At 61.8% G+C, this 20,046-nt stretch carries 23 protein-coding genes; 14 read left to right on the top strand and 9 right to left on the bottom strand.

Going from position 1 to position 20,046, the window contains the following annotated elements; translation table 11 throughout:
- From B6S01_RS04065 to B6S01_RS04015, 11 genes are all read left to right on the top strand, one after another.
- On the top strand, positions 1 to 870 hold the full coding sequence (locus tag B6S01_RS04065) for an amidohydrolase family protein (RefSeq protein WP_037461733.1): 870 nt from the start codon (positions 1 to 3) through the stop codon (positions 868 to 870).
- A 17-nt stretch (positions 871 to 887) separates the two neighbouring features.
- On the top strand, positions 888 to 1,982 hold the full coding sequence (locus B6S01_RS04060; RefSeq protein ID WP_037461735.1) for a Rieske 2Fe-2S domain-containing protein: 1,095 nt from the start codon (positions 888 to 890) through the stop codon (positions 1,980 to 1,982).
- A 56-nt stretch (positions 1,983 to 2,038) separates the two neighbouring features.
- Entirely contained in the window at positions 2,039 to 3,544 is a 1,506-nt protein-coding gene (locus B6S01_RS04055; protein WP_231567902.1) for an amidase, read from the top strand.
- Positions 3,541 to 4,302, top strand: a complete 762-nt coding sequence (locus B6S01_RS04050; RefSeq protein WP_037461737.1) for an SDR family NAD(P)-dependent oxidoreductase — start codon at positions 3,541 to 3,543, stop codon at positions 4,300 to 4,302. Before B6S01_RS04055 ends, B6S01_RS04050 begins: the two co-directional genes overlap by 4 nt.
- 3 nt (positions 4,303 to 4,305) lie before the next feature.
- A complete protein-coding gene (locus B6S01_RS04045) occupies positions 4,306 to 5,610 on the top strand; it encodes a spinster family MFS transporter (protein WP_051907936.1) in 1,305 nt (434 codons plus the stop codon).
- Between the two features lie 8 nt (positions 5,611 to 5,618).
- Positions 5,619 to 6,098, top strand: a complete 480-nt coding sequence (locus tag B6S01_RS04040) for an Lrp/AsnC family transcriptional regulator (protein ID WP_037461739.1) — start codon at positions 5,619 to 5,621, stop codon at positions 6,096 to 6,098.
- Positions 6,095 to 6,580, top strand: a complete 486-nt coding sequence (locus B6S01_RS04035) for an Lrp/AsnC family transcriptional regulator (RefSeq protein ID WP_037461742.1) — start codon at positions 6,095 to 6,097, stop codon at positions 6,578 to 6,580. Before B6S01_RS04040 ends, B6S01_RS04035 begins: the two co-directional genes overlap by 4 nt.
- Positions 6,581 to 6,797: 217 nt before the next feature.
- The gene (locus B6S01_RS04030) at positions 6,798 to 7,856 is read left to right on the top strand and encodes an acyl-CoA dehydrogenase family protein (protein WP_037462312.1); all 1,059 of its coding nucleotides are present in this window, start codon (positions 6,798 to 6,800) and stop codon (positions 7,854 to 7,856) included.
- On the top strand, positions 7,853 to 9,031 hold the full coding sequence (locus tag B6S01_RS04025) for an acyl-CoA dehydrogenase family protein (RefSeq protein ID WP_037461745.1): 1,179 nt from the start codon (positions 7,853 to 7,855) through the stop codon (positions 9,029 to 9,031). The genes B6S01_RS04030 and B6S01_RS04025 overlap by 4 nt, the downstream gene beginning before the upstream one ends.
- A 3-nt stretch (positions 9,032 to 9,034) precedes the next feature.
- Positions 9,035 to 9,460, top strand: a complete 426-nt coding sequence (locus B6S01_RS04020) for a PaaI family thioesterase (protein WP_037461747.1) — start codon at positions 9,035 to 9,037, stop codon at positions 9,458 to 9,460.
- A complete protein-coding gene (locus B6S01_RS04015) occupies positions 9,457 to 9,828 on the top strand; it encodes a PaaI family thioesterase (RefSeq protein WP_037461749.1) in 372 nt (123 codons plus the stop codon). Before B6S01_RS04020 ends, B6S01_RS04015 begins: the two co-directional genes overlap by 4 nt.
- 63 nt (positions 9,829 to 9,891) lie before the next feature.
- Here B6S01_RS04015 and B6S01_RS04010 read toward each other — a convergent pair whose 3' ends face one another.
- The 3 genes from B6S01_RS04010 to B6S01_RS04000 all read right to left on the bottom strand — a co-directional run bounded on the left by B6S01_RS04010 (position 9,892) and on the right by B6S01_RS04000 (position 14,009).
- On the bottom strand, positions 9,892 to 10,989 hold the full coding sequence (locus tag B6S01_RS04010; RefSeq protein ID WP_037462314.1) for a tyrosine-protein phosphatase: 1,098 nt from the start codon (positions 10,987 to 10,989) through the stop codon (positions 9,892 to 9,894).
- 7 nt (positions 10,990 to 10,996) lie between these two features.
- Positions 10,997 to 11,761 (bottom strand): SDR family NAD(P)-dependent oxidoreductase, encoded by a 765-nt coding sequence (locus B6S01_RS04005; RefSeq protein WP_094182601.1) that lies wholly within the window; start codon positions 11,759 to 11,761, stop codon positions 10,997 to 10,999.
- Between the two features lie 88 nt (positions 11,762 to 11,849).
- Positions 11,850 to 14,009, bottom strand: a complete 2,160-nt coding sequence (locus B6S01_RS04000) for a TonB-dependent receptor (protein ID WP_037461753.1) — start codon at positions 14,007 to 14,009, stop codon at positions 11,850 to 11,852.
- 140 nt (positions 14,010 to 14,149) lie between these two features.
- Between B6S01_RS04000 and B6S01_RS03995 the strand changes: the two genes are divergently transcribed.
- Entirely contained in the window at positions 14,150 to 14,779 is a 630-nt protein-coding gene (locus tag B6S01_RS03995) for a TetR/AcrR family transcriptional regulator (RefSeq protein WP_037461754.1), read from the top strand.
- Between the two features lie 51 nt (positions 14,780 to 14,830).
- Here B6S01_RS03995 and B6S01_RS03990 read toward each other — a convergent pair whose 3' ends face one another.
- The 6 genes from B6S01_RS03990 to B6S01_RS03970 form a co-directional block, all read right to left on the bottom strand.
- On the bottom strand, positions 14,831 to 15,088 hold the full coding sequence (locus tag B6S01_RS03990) for a hypothetical protein (protein WP_037461756.1): 258 nt from the start codon (positions 15,086 to 15,088) through the stop codon (positions 14,831 to 14,833).
- A gap of 146 nt (positions 15,089 to 15,234) precedes the next feature.
- The gene (locus tag B6S01_RS03985; protein ID WP_037461759.1) at positions 15,235 to 16,047 is read right to left on the bottom strand and encodes a class I SAM-dependent methyltransferase; all 813 of its coding nucleotides are present in this window, start codon (positions 16,045 to 16,047) and stop codon (positions 15,235 to 15,237) included.
- A gap of 161 nt (positions 16,048 to 16,208) precedes the next feature.
- Positions 16,209 to 16,865, bottom strand: coding sequence for a DUF6766 family protein (locus tag B6S01_RS03980; RefSeq protein WP_037461761.1), 657 nt, complete (start codon positions 16,863 to 16,865; stop codon positions 16,209 to 16,211).
- Between the two features lie 155 nt (positions 16,866 to 17,020).
- Complete coding sequence (locus B6S01_RS20965; RefSeq protein WP_169802832.1) at positions 17,021 to 17,245, bottom strand: hypothetical protein; 225 nt, start codon at positions 17,243 to 17,245, stop codon at positions 17,021 to 17,023.
- 94 nt (positions 17,246 to 17,339) lie between these two features.
- Complete coding sequence (locus B6S01_RS03975; protein WP_081570273.1) at positions 17,340 to 17,912, bottom strand: MFS transporter; 573 nt, start codon at positions 17,910 to 17,912, stop codon at positions 17,340 to 17,342.
- Entirely contained in the window at positions 17,873 to 18,688 is an 816-nt protein-coding gene (locus B6S01_RS03970; protein ID WP_197689940.1) for an MFS transporter, read from the bottom strand. The genes B6S01_RS03975 and B6S01_RS03970 overlap by 40 nt, the downstream gene beginning before the upstream one ends.
- 276 nt (positions 18,689 to 18,964) lie before the next feature.
- On the opposite strand from B6S01_RS03970, the gene B6S01_RS03965 reads away from it, so the two are divergent.
- Both B6S01_RS03965 and B6S01_RS03960 read left to right on the top strand, forming a co-directional pair.
- Entirely contained in the window at positions 18,965 to 19,267 is a 303-nt protein-coding gene (locus B6S01_RS03965) for a hypothetical protein (RefSeq protein ID WP_037462317.1), read from the top strand.
- A gap of 179 nt (positions 19,268 to 19,446) precedes the next feature.
- Positions 19,447 to 20,046 carry a hypothetical protein gene (locus B6S01_RS03960; RefSeq protein ID WP_407695195.1) on the top strand — a complete coding sequence of 200 codons (600 nt, stop codon included), beginning with the start codon at positions 19,447 to 19,449 and terminating at the stop codon, positions 20,044 to 20,046.

The raw sequence follows: 20,046 nt of genomic DNA, 5'->3' as shown, positions 1-20,046 counted from the left end.
ATGGGCATGCCCAAGGACATCAAGATCATCGATTGCATGCTGGGGATTCCAGAAGCCGAGGACCGGTCGGCCTGGTTCGATCACTTCCGTCCGTTGATAAAGGATCAGCAGACGCTCCAGCAGTTCGCCATGCCGGCGCAATATATGTTCAAAGACATTCCCCAAACCGGGAAGGCGGATGATTTCGTGTCCTGGACCGTTGAGCAGATGGACCAATATGGCATCGACAAGGCGCTGGTCGGGTGGACCGACAATGCCACGTCCTATCGCGCCAAGGAGATGTATGGCGATCGCTTCTTCTTCGATCTGCCCTGCGATCCCAACAAGGGCATGGAGGAAGTAAGGCGGATAAAATGCATTCATGCAGAGGTCGGCCTGTCGGCGATCAGCGTCTTTCCCGCTGGGACGCTGCCCCAGGTGGCGATCAACCACAAATATATGTTCCCGCTCTATACCTGTGCGGCGGAACTGGGGCTGCCGGTACTACTCAATGCAGGGATCCCGGGGCCGCGCATCCCGATGGAGACGCAAAAGGTCGAGCATCTGGACGAAGTGTGCTGGTTCTTCCCGGACCTGAAAATCGTCATGCGCCATGGCGCGGAGCCGTGGGAAGCTCTGGCGGTCAAGCTGATGCTGAAATGGCCTAACCTTTACTATTCGACCAGCGCCTTCGCACCCAAACATTATCCAAAGGCGATCATCGACTACGCGAATACAAGAGGCGCGGACAAGATAATCTACGCGGGCTATTTCCCCATGGGGCTCAGCCTGGAGCGTATCTTCACCGATATGCAGAGTGTCCCCTTCAAGGACGATGTCTGGCCGAAATTCCTGCGGGAAAACGCCATCAAGGTCTTTGACCTAAAATAATCTGACGGAGCTTCCTCATGTCCAACCATGAAACCGGCGCTGCGACCGACGCGCGCACGCCCCCCGTTGCCGTCTGGCAGATCCTTGAAAAGCTGAAAGGGCAGGAACTGCTCGACTGGCGCTTGGCGGAGGTCAAGGACCGCGCCTCGATCGAGGAACGCAACCTTGATATCGGCATTCCCTTCGGCTGGTATCCCGTGCTGCTGTCGTCGGAACTGGCAGCGGGCGAAGTGAAGCCGCTGCGTTATTTTTCCAAGGATCTGGCGATCTGGCGGGGCGAGGACGGAAAGGTCCGCATGCTCGATGCCTATTGCAAGCATCTGGGCGCACATATGGGTCATGGCGGCAAGGTGCATGGCAATCTGCTGGAATGTCCGTTTCACGCCTGGCGCTATGACGGGGATGAGGCGGTGGTGAAGGATGTTCCCTATGCCCGCAACATCCCGCCGCAGGTAAAGCGGAAATGCACGCGCAACTGGCATATCACCGAAGCGAACCGCTGGATCTGGGCCTGGTATCATCCCCAGGATGTCGCTCCGCTGTTCGACGTCGCGGTTCTGCCGGAAGCGAGCGATCCTGAGTGGACCGATTTTGAAATCCATGAATGGAATGTCTGGGGATCGCTCCAGAACATGGCGGAAAACGGCGTTGATGTGGCGCACTTCCGCTTCATTCACGGCACCGCCAATGTTCCCTTGGGGGAGTTGCGCTGGGGTGATTGGGGCCGGGGCGCGGATGTAAAGGCGAAGATGGGCACGCCTTTGGGCGAAGTCGATGGCTGCATCAGCTATGACACGATGGGTCCGGGGCAGAGCTGGACACGCTTTACCGGTATTTCGGAAACCCTGCTGGTCGCCTGCCTTGCGCCGGTCGAGCTGGACCATGTGCATGTCCGTTTCTGCTTCACGCAGCCCAAGGCGCAGGCCGAGGGGGAGCGTGCAGGCGTGGCAAAGGCCATCATCCGCGACATCTGCAAACAGTTCGATCAGGACAAGGTCGTGTGGGACCGGCAAAAGTTCGAGCCCAATCCGATCATCTGCGATGGTGACGGCCCGATCCCGCAGTTCCGCAAATATTATGCGCGTTACTATGCCGATCAGGATGCTGCCTGACCGCGTCGGATAGACATGCTGGAGAAAATGGGATGCACATGACGCGCCGGGAAAGCATGGCAAGCGTTGCCGCCGCCGCAATGGTTGGCATGGCCGGGGCGGCGAAGGGCGCTGCGCCGCGTTCCAGCCCGCTCGACACCCAGGACGCCTTGGGACTGGCGGAGTTGGTCCGCCAGAAGCAGGTCTCGCCCGGCGAACTGCTGGAGGCGGCGATCGCCAGGGCGGAAGCGCTCAATCCCCAATTCAACTTCCTTGCGCAGAAACATTATGACTATGGCCGGGCGGCGATAGCGAAGGGTTTGCCGCAAGGCCCCTTCAGCGGCGTTCCCTGGCTGTTGAAGGATCTGAACACCTATATTGCGGGATTGCCGACTGAAAATGGCAGCCGCTTCTACAAGGGCTATCGGCCTCAAGTGACGTCCGAACTGGTCCGGCGCATCGAAACGGCAGGCTTCGTCATATTTGGCAAGACGACGGTGCCTGAACTGGGCCTTACCGGCACGACCGAGAACAAGCTGACCGGAGATACGCGCAATCCATGGGCCCCGGACCGCATCGCCGGCGGATCGTCTGGTGGCGCGGCAGCGGCCGTTGCGGCAGGCGTGCTGCCTGCGGCTCATGCAACGGACGGGGGCGGATCAATTCGCATCCCGGCGTCCTGTTGCGGCCTGTTCGGGATGAAGCCGAGCCGGGGCCGCGTGCCTATGGGGCCACCGCGCACCGAAGGCTGGGGTGGGCTGTCAGTGCACCATGCAGTCACCCGGAGCGTGCGCGATTCCGCCGCGATCCTGGATGCGACACAAGGGCCGGAGCCGGGAAGCCGTTACGCAGCGCCTGCTCCGGTTGAGACGTTCCTGTCGCAAGTCGGCAAGGCGCCAGATCGTCTGCGCATCGCCCTGATGCTCGATGCGCCTGCCGGTTCGCCGGTCGACCGGGAATGTTTGGAAGCTGCGCGTCAGGCGGCGCGGCTGTGCGAGAGCCTGGGGCACCATGTCGAAGAAGCCGCGCCCAAGCTGGACATTGCGGCGATGGGCGCGGCCAGTTTCGTGCTGATCGGTTCATCGGTCGCGGCGGATATGGCCGATCGTGCAAAGGCGAGGGGAATTGCCATCGGCCCGGATGTGCTGGAGCCAATCACCCTTGGCTTCGTCGGCTATGGACAGAAGACGACGGGCATGGACTTTGCCCGGGCGAACAACATATTGCAGACCGCGGCGATCGCCATGGCTCAGTTCATGGCGAATTACGACGTCATCCTGTCTCCGACGCTGGGCGCGCCGCCGCTGAGGATCGGCCAGATTGGCCTGTCGCCCGATGTGGACTTCGCGGCATGGGGGCAGCGGGCCGCCAGCTTTTCGCCCTTTACCCAGATCGCCAACATGACCGGCCAGCCCGCAATGTCGGTGCCGCTCGCCATGTCCTCTGCGGGCCTGCCGATCGGCGTCATGTTCATGGGCCGCTATGGTGATGAAGCGCTGTTGTTCCGGCTGGCGGGCCAGTTGGAAGACGCCGCCCCGTGGAAAAACAAACGCCCTGCGGCCTGGAATAGCTGGAGAGAATGATGCGCGGACTGGCAGGCAAGGCAGGTATCGTCGCGGGCGGCGGGCGCGGCATCGGGGCTGCGACGGCAAGGCGGCTGGCAGCCGAAGGCGCGTCGGTGGTGATCGGCGACATCATGGGCGAGTGGGCTGATGAGGCCGCGCGGTCCATCCGTGGCGAAGGCGGGCGCGCAATCGGCGTAATGCTCGACGGGACCAAGGCGGAGTCGCAGGCGGCGATCGTCGAAGCGGCGCTGGGCGAGTTCGGGCGGCTCGATTTTTACCACAGCAATCTGGCGGGCGGCACCGAAGGCGACATCGATGTGCTGAATTGCAGTGAGGAGGTGCTGGACCGATCCTTCGCCATCAATGCAAAGAGCCATTTCCTCGCAACGCAGGCGGCGCTGCCGGTGCTTCTGGAGCGGGGCGGCGGGGCGATGATCTATACGTCATCGGGCGCTGCAATCTCGGGCAATCCACTACAGGTTGCCTATCCCATGACGAAGAATGCCGTGCACGCGCTCGTCCGCCATGTCGCCCGCAAGTTTGGCAAGCAGGGCATTCGCGCCAATGGCATCTGTCCGGGCGTCGTCCTGACCGAAGCGGTCGCGCAGCATCTTACGCAGGATTATGTCAATTCCATGCTCGACAATCTGCCGCACCGCCGTCTTGGCAAGCCCGACGACATTGCAAGCGCGGTCGCCTTTCTAGCGTCGGACGATGGAGAATGGGTCAATGGTCAGCTTTGGCACGTCAACGGCGGCTCGCTTCTGCGAGACTGAGAAATGCGTCCTGCTTCAAACCCCTGGCTGGTGTTGGCGACGCTGTTGGCGATCTACATCGTTAACTATGCCGACCGCTATCTGATCACTGGCCTGGTCGGACCGATCAAAACCGAGTTTGGCATTGGCGATGCGATGATGGGCATGTTGATGGGCCCTGCCTTCGTTCTGCTCTATGTCGTCCTGGGCGTGCCCTTTGCCCGGCTCGCGGATCGTACGTCGCGCGTTCAGATCATCGCGGCTGGATGTGTCCTGTGGAGCGGCGCGACGGTTGCTACCGGTCTGGCGAGCGGTCCCATCAGTCTGACGCTTGCGCGGGTCGGCGTGGGCATTGGCGAGGCCGCCTTCGTTGCCCCGGCCTATTCGCTGCTGTCCGACTATTTCCGCCCGGAACGACGAAGCCTTGCCTTCGCGATACTGGGCCTTGCCGCCTATGTGGGGCAGATCGCCGGCCAGGCTGGCGGCCCGGCGATAGCGGCTGCGCATGATTGGCGCATGGCCTTCTATAGCATGGGCGGGATTGGGGTCATCCTGGGCTTTGGTGCGCTGCTGTTGATCCGCGAACCGCGGCGCAGCGGCATCGGTGGGGAACAGGCGCAGGCGCTGCCGCTGGGCCAATTGGTGCAGTGTCTGGCGCGGAGCCCCGCCTATCTGTTGATGATGTTCGCTTTCGGCTTTGGCGTGCTGTCCGGCGTTTCGTTCGGTTTTTGGGGGCCAGAGCTGTTCACGCGCGCCTATGGGCTTGATCCGGTAGCCGTGAAATCGACTTTCGCTCTTAACTTCGGCTTGTCCGGCCTGGTTGGCATGCTGCTGTTCGGCGCATTGTCCGACAGGCTCGCCCGGCGCAGCATGATTTGGCCATCGCGCCTTTCGGCGCTGGCGCTCGGCGCCGCGACCTGCGCGATATTGATGGCCAGTTGGGCGGGCAGCTTCAACATGGCGCGACTGGCCGCCATTCCGGCGGGGCTGCTGGGCGGCGGCTGGTCAGTCGGCTTTATCGCGACGCTGCAATATATGCTGCCGTCGCGCATCCGGGCGTCATCGACGGCGCTGTTCCTGGCCGTTACGACATTGCTCGGATTTTTCGTCGGGCCATGGGCCACCGGATCGCTTAGTCAGGCGATTGGCCAGGACGCTGCGGCGCTCCGCATCGCCCTGACACTGATTATCCCTTTCGGGTTCCTTTCGGCCCTGCTCGGCTGGGCAGCGGCGAGCCGGGTGGAGCAGGACCGCGCAAGGCTGGATGACGCGCTTTCGATTCGACCTGCCGATCCTTTGCTGGCAAGAGCGGCGGCAGAAAGAGGTTGAGCCGGCATATGAGTGAGACTTTCGCGTTCGACGAGACGGACAGGAAAATTGTCGAACAGCTGCGGCAAAATGGCCGGGCGACCAATCAGCAGATCGCCGAAGCCCTCAATCTGATCGCTTCGACCGTTTCTACGCGTATCCGCAGAATGGAAGATGCGGGCATGCTGCGGGTGGTGGCCGTTTCCGATTTCGCGGTGCATGGCTATCATGTCCTCATCCATCTCGCGGTTCAGGTAAGCGGGCGGTCAGCGCTCGAAGTGGCGGAAGATCTGGCTGTTTTCCCTGAGGTCTTCGCCGCCCATCTGGTGACTGGAAGTTATGAGATCAGCCTGCTGCTGACGCTCCGCGATATTGACGAGTTGCCGTCCCTTATAACGGACCGATTGTCGAAAGTGTCGGGAATAAGGTCAATGACCCCGGCCATCGGCCTGGACATCGTCCGCTACGGCCTTGATACCGCCCCTATCGATAGCAGGAGGCTTGCATGAGCAGACCGGACCTGGACGAACTGGATCACCAGCTGATCGATATCCTCGCACAGGATGCCCGCGTTTCGAACCGGAAGATCGCCAGCGAACTCGGGGTTAACGAGGGCACGGTGCGGGGCCGCATCAAGCGGTTGCAGCAGGAAAAGCTGATCGCCTTCACCGCGCTTACGGGGCTTAAGCTGGAAAAGGCGACCAACGTAGCTTTCATCGCGGTGCAGGCCGACGTCGGCCATGTCCGCCAGATCGCGCGCGATATCGCCCATATAGCATTGGTGAAGGCGGTGATGATCACTTTGGGGCCGTTCAACATCATGGCCACTTGTCTCTATGACGACCTGGATGACCTTCACAAACTGGCGTCTGGCCAGATCCTTGCGATGGAGGGCGTCAATCATGTCGAGACATCGCTTGCCGTCAGGACGGTAAAGTTCAGCAACCGGGTCGTGCGGATCACGGATGTGCAGGCAGGCAGCGGCTTGTAACAAGCGCATGGGAATAAATGCGGAATTATGATAATTTTAAATTCCGCATTTCGTTGCTTGAAATGAGAAATAACTTCATATAGCACATTATCCAACGGCATTTTGCAGCATCGGCTGCGGCCGTCATGGGCAGGAAAGGTCGGCTTGAGGGCCGTCCTTCTGTCTCGCCGGGCGCGGGGCAGGGATTTCTGCCAACGCTATTTTGAAGGCGGCCGAAATGGATTTCGCATTTACCGACGAGCAACAGATGATTGCGGAGACAGCGCACAGCTTCTTCGCCGAAAATGCCACAAGCGAACGCACGCGCAAGGCGATGGCTGGTGACGGCATCGACCGTGCGCTTTGGCAGGCATTTTGTCAGGAACTGGCCCTGTCCGGTATCGGGCTTCCCGAAAGCGGCGGAGGCGCGGGCCTCGGCATGGTGGAACTTGCCATCATCGCGGAGGCGGCCGGCGCCCAGGTTGCGGCATTGCCGATGTTGGGCAGCCTGGTGCAATCTGCGCAGGCGATCGCGGCCGGTGGTCATGCGGACCAGCAGGCCCAATGGCTGCCGCACCTGATCTCCGGCGAAGCGATAGCCGGCTATTTCCATGATGCTGCGATGCATGTTGATGGGGACCGGCTGACCGGCGGGTCGCCTTTTGTCGCGCATGGCGCCTCGGCCGACATATTCGTGGTGACGGATATGCGGCAACTGTGGATAATCCGCGCGGACGCGCCGGGCGTCAGTGTGACGCCCCGGACGAGCATGGATCAGACCCGTCCTTTCGCGCATGTCCGGCTGGAGAATGCGCCGGGCGAGCGTCTTGCCGATCCTGATGCGGCGCTGGCCGCTGCTCATCGCGCCGGATTTATCGTCCTTGCCGCAGAAGCGCTGGGCGGCGCGCAGGCTTGCCTGGATCGCACCGTGGCCTATTCCATGGAACGCGTTCAGTTCGGTCGTCCCATAGGATCTTTTCAGGCCTACAAACACAGGCTGGCCGACATGATGATCGAGATCGAACAGGCTCGTTCGGCGGTTTTCTGGGCTGCGTGCGCGGTTGACGAAGCTGTGGAAGAAGCGGCGATGGCGATCCATGCCGCCAAATCATTCGCCACCGACACATTCTTCCGCTGCGCCGGTGACATGATCCAGTTGCACGGCGGCATCGGCTTCACATGGGAGCATGACGCGCATCTCTTCTTCAAGCGGGCGCGCTCGCTTCAGACGATGCTCGGCAACAATGATTGGCATCGCGAGAAGATCGCTACGATGATCCTGGGAGAGGCGGCATGAAACTCGGATTTCGCCCGGAAGACGAACTGTTCCGTCAGGAGTGCGCGGATTGGCTGAACGACCAGATGGCGGGCGAATTTCGTGACATCAAGGGTATCACCAAGCTGACCGGCAGCCCCGAACGGCGCAAGGAATGGGAACAGCAGCTTGCCGCCCATCGCTGGTCCTGCATCGGTTGGCCGACCCAGTGGGGCGGACGCGACGCAACATTGGCGCAACAGGTGATTTTCGCCGAGGAATATGCCCGGGCCGGCGTGCCGGGGCGTGTCAATCACATCGGTATCGAGTTGGCGGGTCCGACGATCCTGACCTTTGGCACCGACGAACAAAAGCAACGCTTTCTGCCTGGGATCGCGGCGGGAAAGACCGTTTTCTGCCAGGGCTTCTCTGAACCCAATGCGGGTTCCGATCTCGCCAGCGTGCGCACCAAGGCGCGGCTTGAGGATGGCGAGTGGGTCGTGAACGGGCAGAAAATCTGGACCAGTCTTGCCCATATTTCCGACTGGATCTTCGTGATCACGCGTACGGAAGAAGGATCGCGGGGGCCAAAGGGCCTGACCTTCCTGATGATGCCGATCGACCAGCCGGGTATCGAGATACGAGGCATCCGCCAGATCAACGGCGATGCGGAATTCAACGAAACATTCTTCACCGATGCGCGGTGTCCGGCAGACAGCTTGATCGGTGCGGTTGGGGATGGATGGCGTATTGCAATGGGCCTGCTCGCCTTTGAACGGGGTGTGTCGACGCTGGGTCAGCAGATGGGCTTCCGTAATGAGCTGGACGAGATCATCGCCGCAGCAAGGGCCAACGGGGCAGCGAATGATCCGCTGATCCGCCAACGCCTTGCAAAGGCGGAAATAGGGCTGCGGCTGATGCGCTACGGCGCGCTGCGGATGCTGTCGCAGACCGATCACTCGAAAATCGACGGGGCTGCGTTGACCTACAAGATTCAGTGGGCCAGTTGGCGGCGCAACCTCGGTGAACTGGCCATGGACGTACTGGGGCAGGGCGGCGAGATCAGCGAACATGCGGAATATGAATGGGACACGCTACCCAACCTGTTCCTCTTTTCTCGCGCCGACACGATCTACGGAGGCACTAATCAGATTCAGCGCAACCTGATCGCCGAGCGCGGACTGGGCCTTCCCCGTGAACCGCGTGGGAACGCCTGACCTGTGAACGAGGACGATGCCTTTGAGCGTTTGAAAAGCCTGCCGCCGCGGGGGCATCATGCTTTCCTGGGCATCTACACGGTAGACAAGGGTCCCGACTGGGCGGAACTGGCCTGTCCCTTCGCCTCGGGATTTTTGATGGATGCAGACGCGGGTCTGGTATCTTCCGGGCCGATCATTTCGCTTGTCGATGCGGCGACGGGCGCTGCGGTGATAGCGCGCACGCGCCAATGGCGGGCCATGGCGACCCTTGACCTGCATATCAATTATCTGCGGCCAGCTACGGCGGGGCGGGCGTTGCACGCGCGGGCGCGGTGTCACCATGTGACCCGCAAGGTCGCTTTCACCTGTTGCGATGTCCATGACGGTGATCCCGAAAGCCCAATCGCCACCGCGACCGCCAGCTTTTTCTTCACGGATGAGTCATGATCGTCCGTACGCCCTACGCACAGATGCTGGGCATCCGCAGCATAACCACGGATAATGGTGGTACAATGTTGATGATGCCCGCTGCGCCCGAACTCGAAGGACGGTCGGATTTTCTCTATGGCGGCGCCATCGCCAGCCTTCTGGAACTCGCCTGCCTTGAAGCAGTCGCGCAAGATCGTGGTGAGCCTTGGCCCAAACCGATCAATATGGCGTTCGATTTCCTGCGCGGCGGGCTGATGATCGATAGCTACGCGCAGGCCCGGCTGGTCCGCGTGGGACGCCGAGTTGTGAACGCAGATGCCGTTTGTTGGCAGACGGATCGGGAAAAGCCGATTGCCATGGGAAGAATGCATCTGTTGTTGGACTAAGGAACTCATAAATGGCGCGTCCTGCGGATTTGACCAAAAAGGCCCATCCCGGCGAGGGCCGCATTACTGAAGATACAGCGCCCGCAGGGTTTCTACGTCGTCCTCGCTCAAGCCAAGGCCGTTGCGTATATAGCCATCAAAGGAACCATAGCGCTTCTCCACCTCATCGAACGCGGCATTCAGGTAATCCGCCCGAACGGTCAGCACCGGCATGAGGTTGGAAGGCGCGATGGGGCTTTGCGATTGCGCCAATGCTTCAAGCGTCGCGGCATTTTTCCGTTCCAGAAAGACGTTGCTCGCCAGATAATCGGCCATGACTGTTTCGCGCGGCACGCCCAACACGGTCAGTATCACTGCCGACGCCCAGCCGGTCCGGTCCTTGCCCGCGGTGCAGTGGTAGAGCAGTGGCGCCCCCCTCAGCCGGTCGAGCAACGCCGCATAGGATCGCCGCGCACTGCCCAGCGAGACGAAGTCGCGGTTGGCCGCGGTCAGCAACGCTGCGCCCTCGCCGGCCGCGATGGCGTGCATCGCCTTGCGCATGTCGCCGCCCAGCGAGCCATCGCCGTCCGCTGCGACGTCCAGGACCAGCGGCTGGCTTCCCCTGGGCAAGCGGTCCGGTTCGCGCGCGCGTTCGCTCTGCGTGCGCAGGTCGACGACGGTGCGCAGGTCCAGCCGTTCCATTGCAGCCAGGTCCGCATCCTTCACACGGTCGAGCTGGTCCGACCGATATAGCAAGCCCATCTTCACCCAACGGCCATCTGTCGTGCGATAGCCGCCAATGTCGCGCAGATTGGCTATGCTCGGCAGATGCAGCGCGCGGTCGGCGATGACCAATGGCGCGCCCTGATCGGGAACCAACGTGAAATAAAGGCGTCGATCCGGGGCAAGGCCGCTGATGGAAGTGCTGCCGCTTCCCGCGCCCCGCGCGGCGGGGCGTCCTGTCATGACGGGGGATGGCGTTTCCCCGACATGAATGGCGACTTGGCGAACGCCCGGTGCATCCCACTCGATCCGGTAATCCGCTCCAACCTTGGCCGCGCTTGCTGCGACGAAAGGAATGGAGGAACTGCGCGCCAGCCGGGCGGGCGTCGCGCACCCGGCGAGAGTCGCCAGCAGCGCGCTGGAAACGAACTGGCGGCGGTCGAGCAAAAGCGTCGTCATCCTGTCCTCATCCACGTTGGGAGGAGATGTTGCCACCATCGACGACAATCTCCGATGCGGTGATATAGCTTGCCTCATCGGAAAGAAGGAAGCGCACGACGCGGCCGACCTCCCCGGCTTCGCCCAAGCGGCCCAGCAGGATACGCTTTTCGAAATAGCCGTCGGGCAGCGCATCGACAGAGGGCTGCATCATTGGCGTCATGATCTGGCCGGGCGATACCGAATTGATGCGGATGCCGTCCATGGCGAGCCGATCGGCCAGCGAGCGGACGAGCGACAAAATGCCGCCCTTGGCCGCGCTGTAGATGGGGTTGACCGCGTTGCCGAGGGTGGCGTTGATTGAGGCGATTGCGACGATCGCGGAACCGGAACAGGCGGCCAGATCGGCGCGAACCGCCTGGGTGACGAAAGCCAGCGCGCGCAGATGAATGGCAATGCCGCTGTCCCAGCTTTCCACCGTCATGCCATCAAGAGAGTCTGTATCGACGATGCCGGCTGCGTGGACCAGCCCGCCCGGTGCGCCGATCGCCTTCCGCGTTGCTGCAAGCGCCGGTTCGATCGCGTCAAGGTCGCGCAAGTCGATGGCTATGCCCGTGGCCGGGGTGCCGAACCGGGCGGTGATGGCCTGCGCGGCATTGGCGGCTTTGGCGCCGTCAATATCCCATAGGGCGACGGGACGGCCAATCTCGGCAAGCGCCTCGGCAGAGGCGAGGCCGATGCCGGACGCGCCCCCGGTGATGATGACGGGCGTCGAAGGAGTTGCGAGGGACATGGAGCAACCTTTCATTCGGTAAGAGGCAAAGAGGCAGTGTCAGGCTTTGGACGCTTGTGGAGGCTGGTTCATAACGCCTCCACCCAATTTAAAGCTCGACGTTGAGGTCGATGCCATAGGTGCGTGGCTCTCCGAACAGGGCGCCGGGGCGTCCGACATTGAACTGCATGATGTAATAATTCTGGTCGGTGAGATTGCGACCCCACAGGCTCGCCCGTACGCCCTTCACGCCCGGAATCTCGCTCAGCGTCAGGCGCGCGTTGATCAGTCCATAGTCGCCGATGATATATTTGCCGCTCGTGACGGTGGCATTGGTGTATTTGTCACTTTGCGCCGTATAGTTGAGATTGGCGCTAAGGCGACCGACCGGCAGTCTTGGCAGGTCATAGGTCAGGTCGAAGGCCAGCGTATGCCTGGGTGCGTTGGTAAAACGGTAATTGGCGGCAATATTGGCCCCTGTCACATCAATGATCTCTTTGTAGCGTGCCAGCAGATAGCCGTAATTGACCGAAAGCCGCAGGTCGCGCACCGGCGCGAGCGTCAGGTCCATCTCTACGCCCTTCACCGTGGCCCGTCCGGCGTTCAGCAAATCGGTCAGGCGGATATTGGTCGGGTCGGACTGAACATTGACCTGAATATCGGAATATCGGGAAATGAACCCCGCTGCATTGAAGCGCAGCCGGTTGTCGAGCCACTGGCTCTTGATCCCCGCCTCATAGGACCAGAGCGTTTCCGGCCCGAAGCCTTCGTCGAAGCGCGCGATGGAACTGGCGCGGATATTGAAGCCGCCGCTTTTATATCCCTTCACGGCCTTGGCATAAATATTGACGTCCCGCGCCGCGTCGAAGGCGACGACGAAGCTGGGGCTGAAATCCTTGAAGGTGCGGCTGCCGTCGCCAACCCCCGGAACGGTCATGACCGGACCGCCATCGACCTGGATTTGGCGGAAAAGCGTCGCCTCGCGCTTGTCCCAGCTCTGGCGCAGGCCGACGGTCAGGTGCAGCCGCCGGTCAAGCCATTGCGGCGTGAACGTCGCCTGGCCGAACAGCGCATAGGAACGGTTGTCGATCGTCGCGGTTGTAAAGCTGCGCGTCAAAGTCGGCGGACTATAGCTGTTGCTGAAATTGTCGCCGCTTTCGGAGAAATAATAGAATCCAGCCACATATTGCAGCCCGCCGTCCAGCGCATCTCCGACCAGTTGCAGTTCCTCGCTCCACTGGTCCTGCTTCGCGCGGCTGTTGTTCTTTTGCAGTGGAAAGGGGCCGAAAACGCCGGTCAGATAGTCCTGGTTCTGGAAGTTGTCGAGCGTGCGATAGCCGGTAATCGAGCGGATCGTCATCGTCTCGCTCGCTTCCCATTCGGCGGTCAGGCTGTGCCCTTCAGCGGTGATGTCATTCGGGACCACATCGCGCACCAGCGGACTGCCTGCCTTTGGACGATCGACCGTCAGGGGAAAGAGCGGGGACACGGCGACATAGGTGGGCGTGTCGCCAATCTCCGTACGGTCATAGCTGTAGCGCAGGTTGAGCCGGTCCGAAGGTTGCCACAGCACATCGGCGCGCATCGCCTGCCGGTCCTTGTCGCCCCAGCGTCTGACGCCGGTGCCGGGGTTGCGTATGAAGCCGTTCTGCTGCTGGTTCACATAGGAAAGGCGAGCCGCGATCGTCTGGCCGATCGGGATGTTGACCGCCGCCTTGAAACGCCGGTTATCGTAGTTGCCCAGCGTCACCTGCCCCTTGAAACCGAAATCGCCCAGATCAGGCTTGCGGGTGATGAAATTGATCGCGCCGCCGGTTGCGTTGCGTCCGTAAAGCGTGCCCTGCGGCCCGCGCGGAACCTCTATCCGGTCGAGATCGGCGACCTCCATGGCCAGGCCCTGGCTGCGCGCTACATAGACGCCGTCCATATAGACCGCGACGCCGCCATCCTGGGTGATCTGATCGTCCGCCAATCCCACGCCGCGCATGAAGATCTGCGTCGTCGCGGCATTGTTGGGAAAGGGCGTCAGTTGAAGGTTGGGCACCTGCGCGCGCAGGTCGGTCAGGCCGTTGATGCCCTTGTTCTCCAGATCCCTCGCGCTGAAGGCAGCAATGGAAATGGGGGTGTCCTGAAGCGATTCCTCGCGCTTCTGGGCGGTGACGACGATTTCCTCGATTGCGGCGCCGGACTGGTCCTGCGCCAGCGCGGGCAGGGCGCTGCTGCTCATCAACAGGATTGCAATGGAACCGGCGGCGATGTGATTCGGCATATATCCTCCCGAGAAATTGGCGCCTGGGCGGCCGCTGGGCGGTCCATCTCTCTTCAGGCGTGATACGAATCTACCTACTAGTCAGTAGAATTTCAACCCTCGTCTTGCATGGAGGGGATGGGGAGGCATAAGGACTGTGCATGACCGCCATTAAACCGACCACTCGCCAGCCGCGCGGTGACGCGACCCGGCGCCAGATATTGGACGAGGCGGAACGGATTTTCGCGGACATAGGCTATGCGGCTGCGCGGCTGGACCATGTCGCGGACGCGGTCGGCATCAGGCGGCCGTCGATCATCTATTATTTTCCGGGAAAGCAGCAGCTTTATGAAGAGGTGGAGGCGGACATCTTCGCGTCCATGCATGCGTTCGTTCTCAATCGCACCGAAGGGGTGGGGGACCCCATGGCCCGCCTTCTCGCGCTGCTGGATGCCTGGCTCGACTTTCTGGTCGGGCGTCCGACCGCCGCACGAATCATCCAGCGGTTGATCGCGGATTCAGCGACCCATGGCGACAATCCGGTGCGTTTTTCCGAAACCGCGCTGCGGGACATCGAGGACGTCGTGACAGCGGGCGTCGCCAGTGGACAGTTCGGGCAGGTGTCTGCGATGGTGTTGCTCAATACGGTCGCGGCTGGGGCGTTGCACTATGTCTGCAACGGGCGTCAGCTGGGACCCGGCCGGTCCTATGATCCCGCCAATCCGCAGCAACTGGCCGAATTCCGCGCGATGATGCATCGGCTGGCAAAAGCGGCGGTGGCGCCGGAGTAAAGCATTTTTCCGGCGCAGGCGCAGGTGCAGTCGCCGGCCCGGCCCGTCAGATCAGTGTGTTTCCGCGCGCAGCCGATCCGCTAACTGTTCAATTTCGAAAGGCTCCAGAATCCAGGTGCGGGTCTTCCGGCCTGCCCGATGGACCGGCTGGGTCAGGAGGACGCGGGCCTGTTCGCGCGCATGGGGCTTGAATATCGCGAAATGCTGGGCGCAGTCACGGATGGTTCCGATGAGGGGAGCCCGCCCTTCAAGGTCGATCAGGGTGGCGGGCTGATCCCAGGGGATGGCGGAGGTGGGATGGTCGGTCATGGGGCAACTCCTGGCTGACCAATGGCGCCTATCGGTTTCGGACTCAAAATGGAAAGGCCAAAATCACTCTGGCCATGTCGGCCATCGGAAGGCAGATGGTCGAGCGGCTGGGATGAAGCCGCTCACAGGCCGACAATATCCTTACGCTATCCTGCCGGCTTCCTGAATTTCAGCGTCATCCGGTCGCTCTCGCCGATGGCGAGATATTTCGCCTTGTCCGCATCGCCATTGCTGAGCGTGGGGGGCAGCGTCCAGACGCCCTTGGGCCAGTCCGCCGTATCACTCGGATTGGCGTTGATTTCCGATGCGCCGACATATTCAAAGCCCGCTGCCTCGGCCAGTCCGCGAACGGTCGAGGTCTTGAGATAGCCGCTTTTCTTTTCAAGCGCGCTATCCCGGCCTTCGGGCAGGCGGTGATCGACGATGCCCAGCGTCCCGCCGGGCTTCAGTAGGTCGTAAAAAGCCTTGAAGGTCGCCGCCTCCGTTCCTGCCATGACCATATTATGCACATTGCGGAAGGTGAGCAGCGTATCGACGCTGCCAGCCGGGATCGCGCCTGTCTGTTCCGGGTAGGGAACCAGCTTCACCTTGTCGTAGACGTCCGGTTTTGTGGCAAGAAACTTCCGGTAGCCGTCGAGATAGCGACCCGACGGCTGGAGCGCATATAATGTCCCCTTTTCGCGCAGCAGAGGGGCGAGAATCTCGGTGTACCAGCCGCCACCTGGGCTATATTCGGCAACCGTCTGGTCCGGCGTGACGCCGAAAAAGGCCAGTGTTTCAGCCGGGTGGCGATATTTGTCGCGCGCCGTGTTGGTGGCGCTCCGGCTTGGTGCGGCAACGGCGGCCGCTATCGGGTCGGCCTTTTGCGGCATCATGTGGCCCTCATGCTGCGCGGCGAGGGGCAGGGCAGGAACGGCAATAGTGGTCAACAGCAGGCAGGTGCGCGCGAGACGGTTCATCGGGGGATCCTCTCATTCATCGGCGATCACGCTGATGTGCCGTCTGCGGCAGCGAAGCGCAAGCGCGCGATGGCCTGTCCTGCCTGCCTATTGTGGTTTTCAGGGGCTTGACGGGTTTGAAGCTTCAAAGACCTGTCGCCCAACTGCAATGCGTCCCGGCATTATTGGCCGGTCTGCGCATGGGGCGCCGCAACCCCTTTCGACTCTGGCGACTCCCGTTGCCGCAGGAAAATCGACAGAACCACGAGCACCGCTGTCGAGAGAAACTCGCTCTGCCAGTTCTGGAAGGATTCGAACCACAGCTGCGGATCGCCCAGATAGGCGAATGTGGTGAGCGGCTGCTCGCCATGGGTGAGCGCCTCTTGGGCCGCGGCGCGGGCGCTTTGCGTCCAGTGGACCACGAAGGATAAGACGAACAGGATGGCCAGCGCCAATCCCAACGAGCGGGCATAAAGCGCTCGCCACAGCGGCCCTCGACGCAATATGCGCGGGGAGCCGGGCTTGCTCGCCTGAAGATCGAGATCTTCGTCACGGGGCGGACTGTCAGGATCCTTTGATTCAGCCGAACCGCGCTGGATAAGGACCGCCGTCAGCACGACATAGGCCGACATCTGGAGAAATTCGCTTTCCCAATTTTCGAACACGCTTGAGAGGAATTCGGGGCTGAAAAGATAGGCGGCGGGGGAAAGTGCGGTTTCGCCGTGACGCTGCGCATCTTCCACCTGGACATGCCAGCCCGCGATCCACTGCCCCAATATGGTGCCGGTGAACAGCAGCATCAGGACGATCGTCAGTCCATTGTCTCGAAGCATGCGCATGGCGCTCTCCCGTCGGTTCTCGGCGCCAAACGCCCGACGGATTGCAATGGCTCCGGCTGCCTTCGCTGTCGCGGCCAGGGGCTATTTCATCTTAGGGCTACCTACCCGATCAGGCTCGCGCCCGCCGCCGCCATGGCCCCGAATGACCGTGGTCATCACCGCCCTAGCTCACCCTGCAAAATGGCGTTCACCATCACCCAGAACCATTGGGAACGCGCCAGATGCCAAAGCATGGCGAGGAGGGCCAGCGCCATCGCCGCCAGGGCAGCGACCTTCCAGCGACAGCTGTTCAGGGCGTGGTTCGGCTGACGACCATTGCCCGGCCGTCTGGCTGGATGGCGATCAGATGATAGGCCTGGTCCTCGCACTGCGCGCTCCATCCTTCGATCCTCTCTGGCCAGTTTTCCACGAGCCTCGGTGATGGGCTATCGGGACTTATACCTATTCATGCGCCAGCTGTCCGATAGCGTTCCGTCATCCACGGGCGACTATATCGACCGTGTCCGCATAGCGCCGCAGACCCGACCATGCGGCAATGCTCGCCAGCAGCGTCGCGCACAGGCCGACCGTTGCCAGAGCATGGCCGATCTGGCCTTGCCCGCCAAAGAAGGCGCTATCGATCAGCGGCACGATGGCGGTGCCCAGCGACAGTCCGATCAGGCTGTTGGCCAGCAGAAACAGGGCAGCGCCGGTTGCGCGCATGTTGGGCGGCGTCGCCAATTGGATCGCCGCCAGCGAACAACCGAAATATCCATTGAAGAAGAAGGTGAGCAGCCCGAAGAAAATCAACAGCAGGGCGGGCGATGGCATCAGTGGCGCAAGAACCGCCGGGAACAGGCACAGGATCGCGATGATCATGGCGACCCGCAGGTTGGCGTCGCGCACGCCGCGCAACGATAGCCGCTCGGCCGCAAAACCGCCCGCCAGCGATCCGGCGCTGCCCAGCAGCAGATAGATCAGCCCCAATCGAAGCGAAGCCTGCCCCGGCGTCAGCGCGAAAGTGCGGATCAGCAAGGTCGGATACCAGGCGGCAAGGCCATAACCCATGACCCCAACAGGGTGGAGTTTGCGTAAATGGCGATGAAGGTCCGCCGATGCTTTTTCAGATGAGCAAGTGAGGCCCGCAGCGGCATGCCCGCTTTCGTCGCCACGGCGCGGCGGGCAGGCTCCTTGGCGGCAAAGACCAGCAAGGCCACCAGCGCACCGGGCAGCGCCACCAGGACGAAGGCCGCGCGCCAGGTGGGCATCGCTCCGACGACCGGCAATACCAGCGCGCCGCTTCGGGCAACCATGTCGACCACGGCCCCACCCACCAGCAGGGCAAGCCCCCCGCCGATGGTGATGCCCAGATTGTAAATCGCCATGGCGCGGGACAATTGCGCGGGCGGATAGGCGTCGCTCAGCCAGCTGTGCGCTGACGGGGAAAGCGACGCTTCGCCCAGTCCCACGCCCATGCGCGCGATGAACAGATGCGCATAGCTTCCCGCTAAACCGCACAGCGCGGTGCAGCCGCTCCAGAACAACACGCCCACCGCGATGATGCGGCGGCGGCTGATCCGGTCGGCCAGCATCCCGATCGGGATGCCGACGACCGCATAGAGCAAGGCAAAGGCCAGCCCCTGCAACAAGCCGACCTGCAGGTCGCTCAGCCCCAGATCCTGCTTGATGGGCTCGACCATGAGGCTGAGGATCTGCCGGTCGACGAAAGACAGGATATAGGCGACCAGGAATATGCCCAGCGCGATATGGGCTTGCCGAAGGTTCGCCGTCGGGCTGGCGCTGGCCGAATGTTCCACGGTCAAATCCTCACCGCCTTGCGCCATGTTCAGAATTTCCGCCCGACGGATGCGCGCGGCGGATTGTGGTCGGTAAAGTTGATCGCGCTGACGGTCATACGGCCGCTTTTGCCGATTACGGCATCGATATCCAGAATATATTGCCAGCGCAAAGCGCAGATCGAGCCTTTCCCGCTCGGCGCTGCCCATAACCCGGCTGTTCCGTTCAACCGGGCGAATGCACCGTTAGACAGAAACATATTGTCATCTCACAAGCGCTCCGCTTGGGAAATGGACGGGGGCAAAGTGTTTTGGGAGAATTTGATGTCGCAGCCTTTAATGAAAATAGCCCCTGTTCTCGTGGTTCTTGTCGGCTCTTTGGGTCTGGCGGGCTGCGCGACAAAAGGGTTCGTGCGTGAACAGGTCGCCACCGTGAACCAGCGGGTCGATGCGCTCGACGCCAGATTGCAGGCTACCGACAGCACGGCGAAACAGGCTTTGGCAGAGGCGCAGGCCGCTTCGGGTCAGGCCCAGAATAATGGCCAGCGGCTGGATCAACTCAACGCCCGCGTCGATGGCGTCGAACAGAGGATGCAGGACAACCGCCGCAAGCGCGCGCGTAACTGATAACTGCGATCTTTCGCTGCCTTCGGGCAGGGATTGCGTGCCGGCGCCCTTCTGGGGCGTCGGCTTTTTCCGTGAGTGCATCCCAGATGATGAAATTCCATGCGGCCCTCGCCGCGCTCGCCCTTTGTGGCTCGATGTCGGCCCGCGCTGCCGATGGCGTCAAGTCGCCAGCATCCGATATGCAGCGGGAAGGCAGCGGCCTTCAACCACAAGTGGCGACGACATCAGAGGCGGCGACGCGCGTCATGGACTGGATCGCCGCAACTGGAGACAACCGGTCACTTCCCTATGTCGTCATCGACAAGGTTGCCGCCCGCGCTTTCCTGTTCGACGCAAAGGGCAAAAATGTTACCGACGCCCCGATACTGATCGGCATCGCCGCAGGAGATGACGCCACGCCGGGCGTTGGCAAGAAAAGCCTGTCCGAAATAGGGCCAGCCGAAAAGACGACGCCTGCCGGCCGCTTTCTGGCGAAGTTCGGGCTGGCCGCCGGAAATCAGAAAGTGCTGTGGGTCGATTATGCGACATCCGTGGCGCTGCACACTATTCCCACGGGAAATCCCAAGGAACGCCGCCGCAGCCGGATCCTGTCGCCCACGATTGACGACAATCGCATCACATTCGGCTGCATCAACGTGCCCAAGGCCTTTTATAATGGCCATCTCCGCAAGCTGTTTCTGCGCAAGGGCGGCTATGTTTATATCCTGCCGGACACCAAGTCGCTTGAGGAGGTTTTCCCGCCAATACGCGTTCAGCCCTTCCTCACCTTAACAATGTGA

The sequence above is a fragment of the Sphingobium herbicidovorans genome (assembly GCF_002080435.1).
GTDB classification, from domain to species: domain Bacteria; phylum Pseudomonadota; class Alphaproteobacteria; order Sphingomonadales; family Sphingomonadaceae; genus Sphingobium; species Sphingobium herbicidovorans.
The sequence above is the reverse complement of the archived record's forward strand: the minus strand, read 5'-3'. Positions and strand labels throughout refer to the sequence as shown.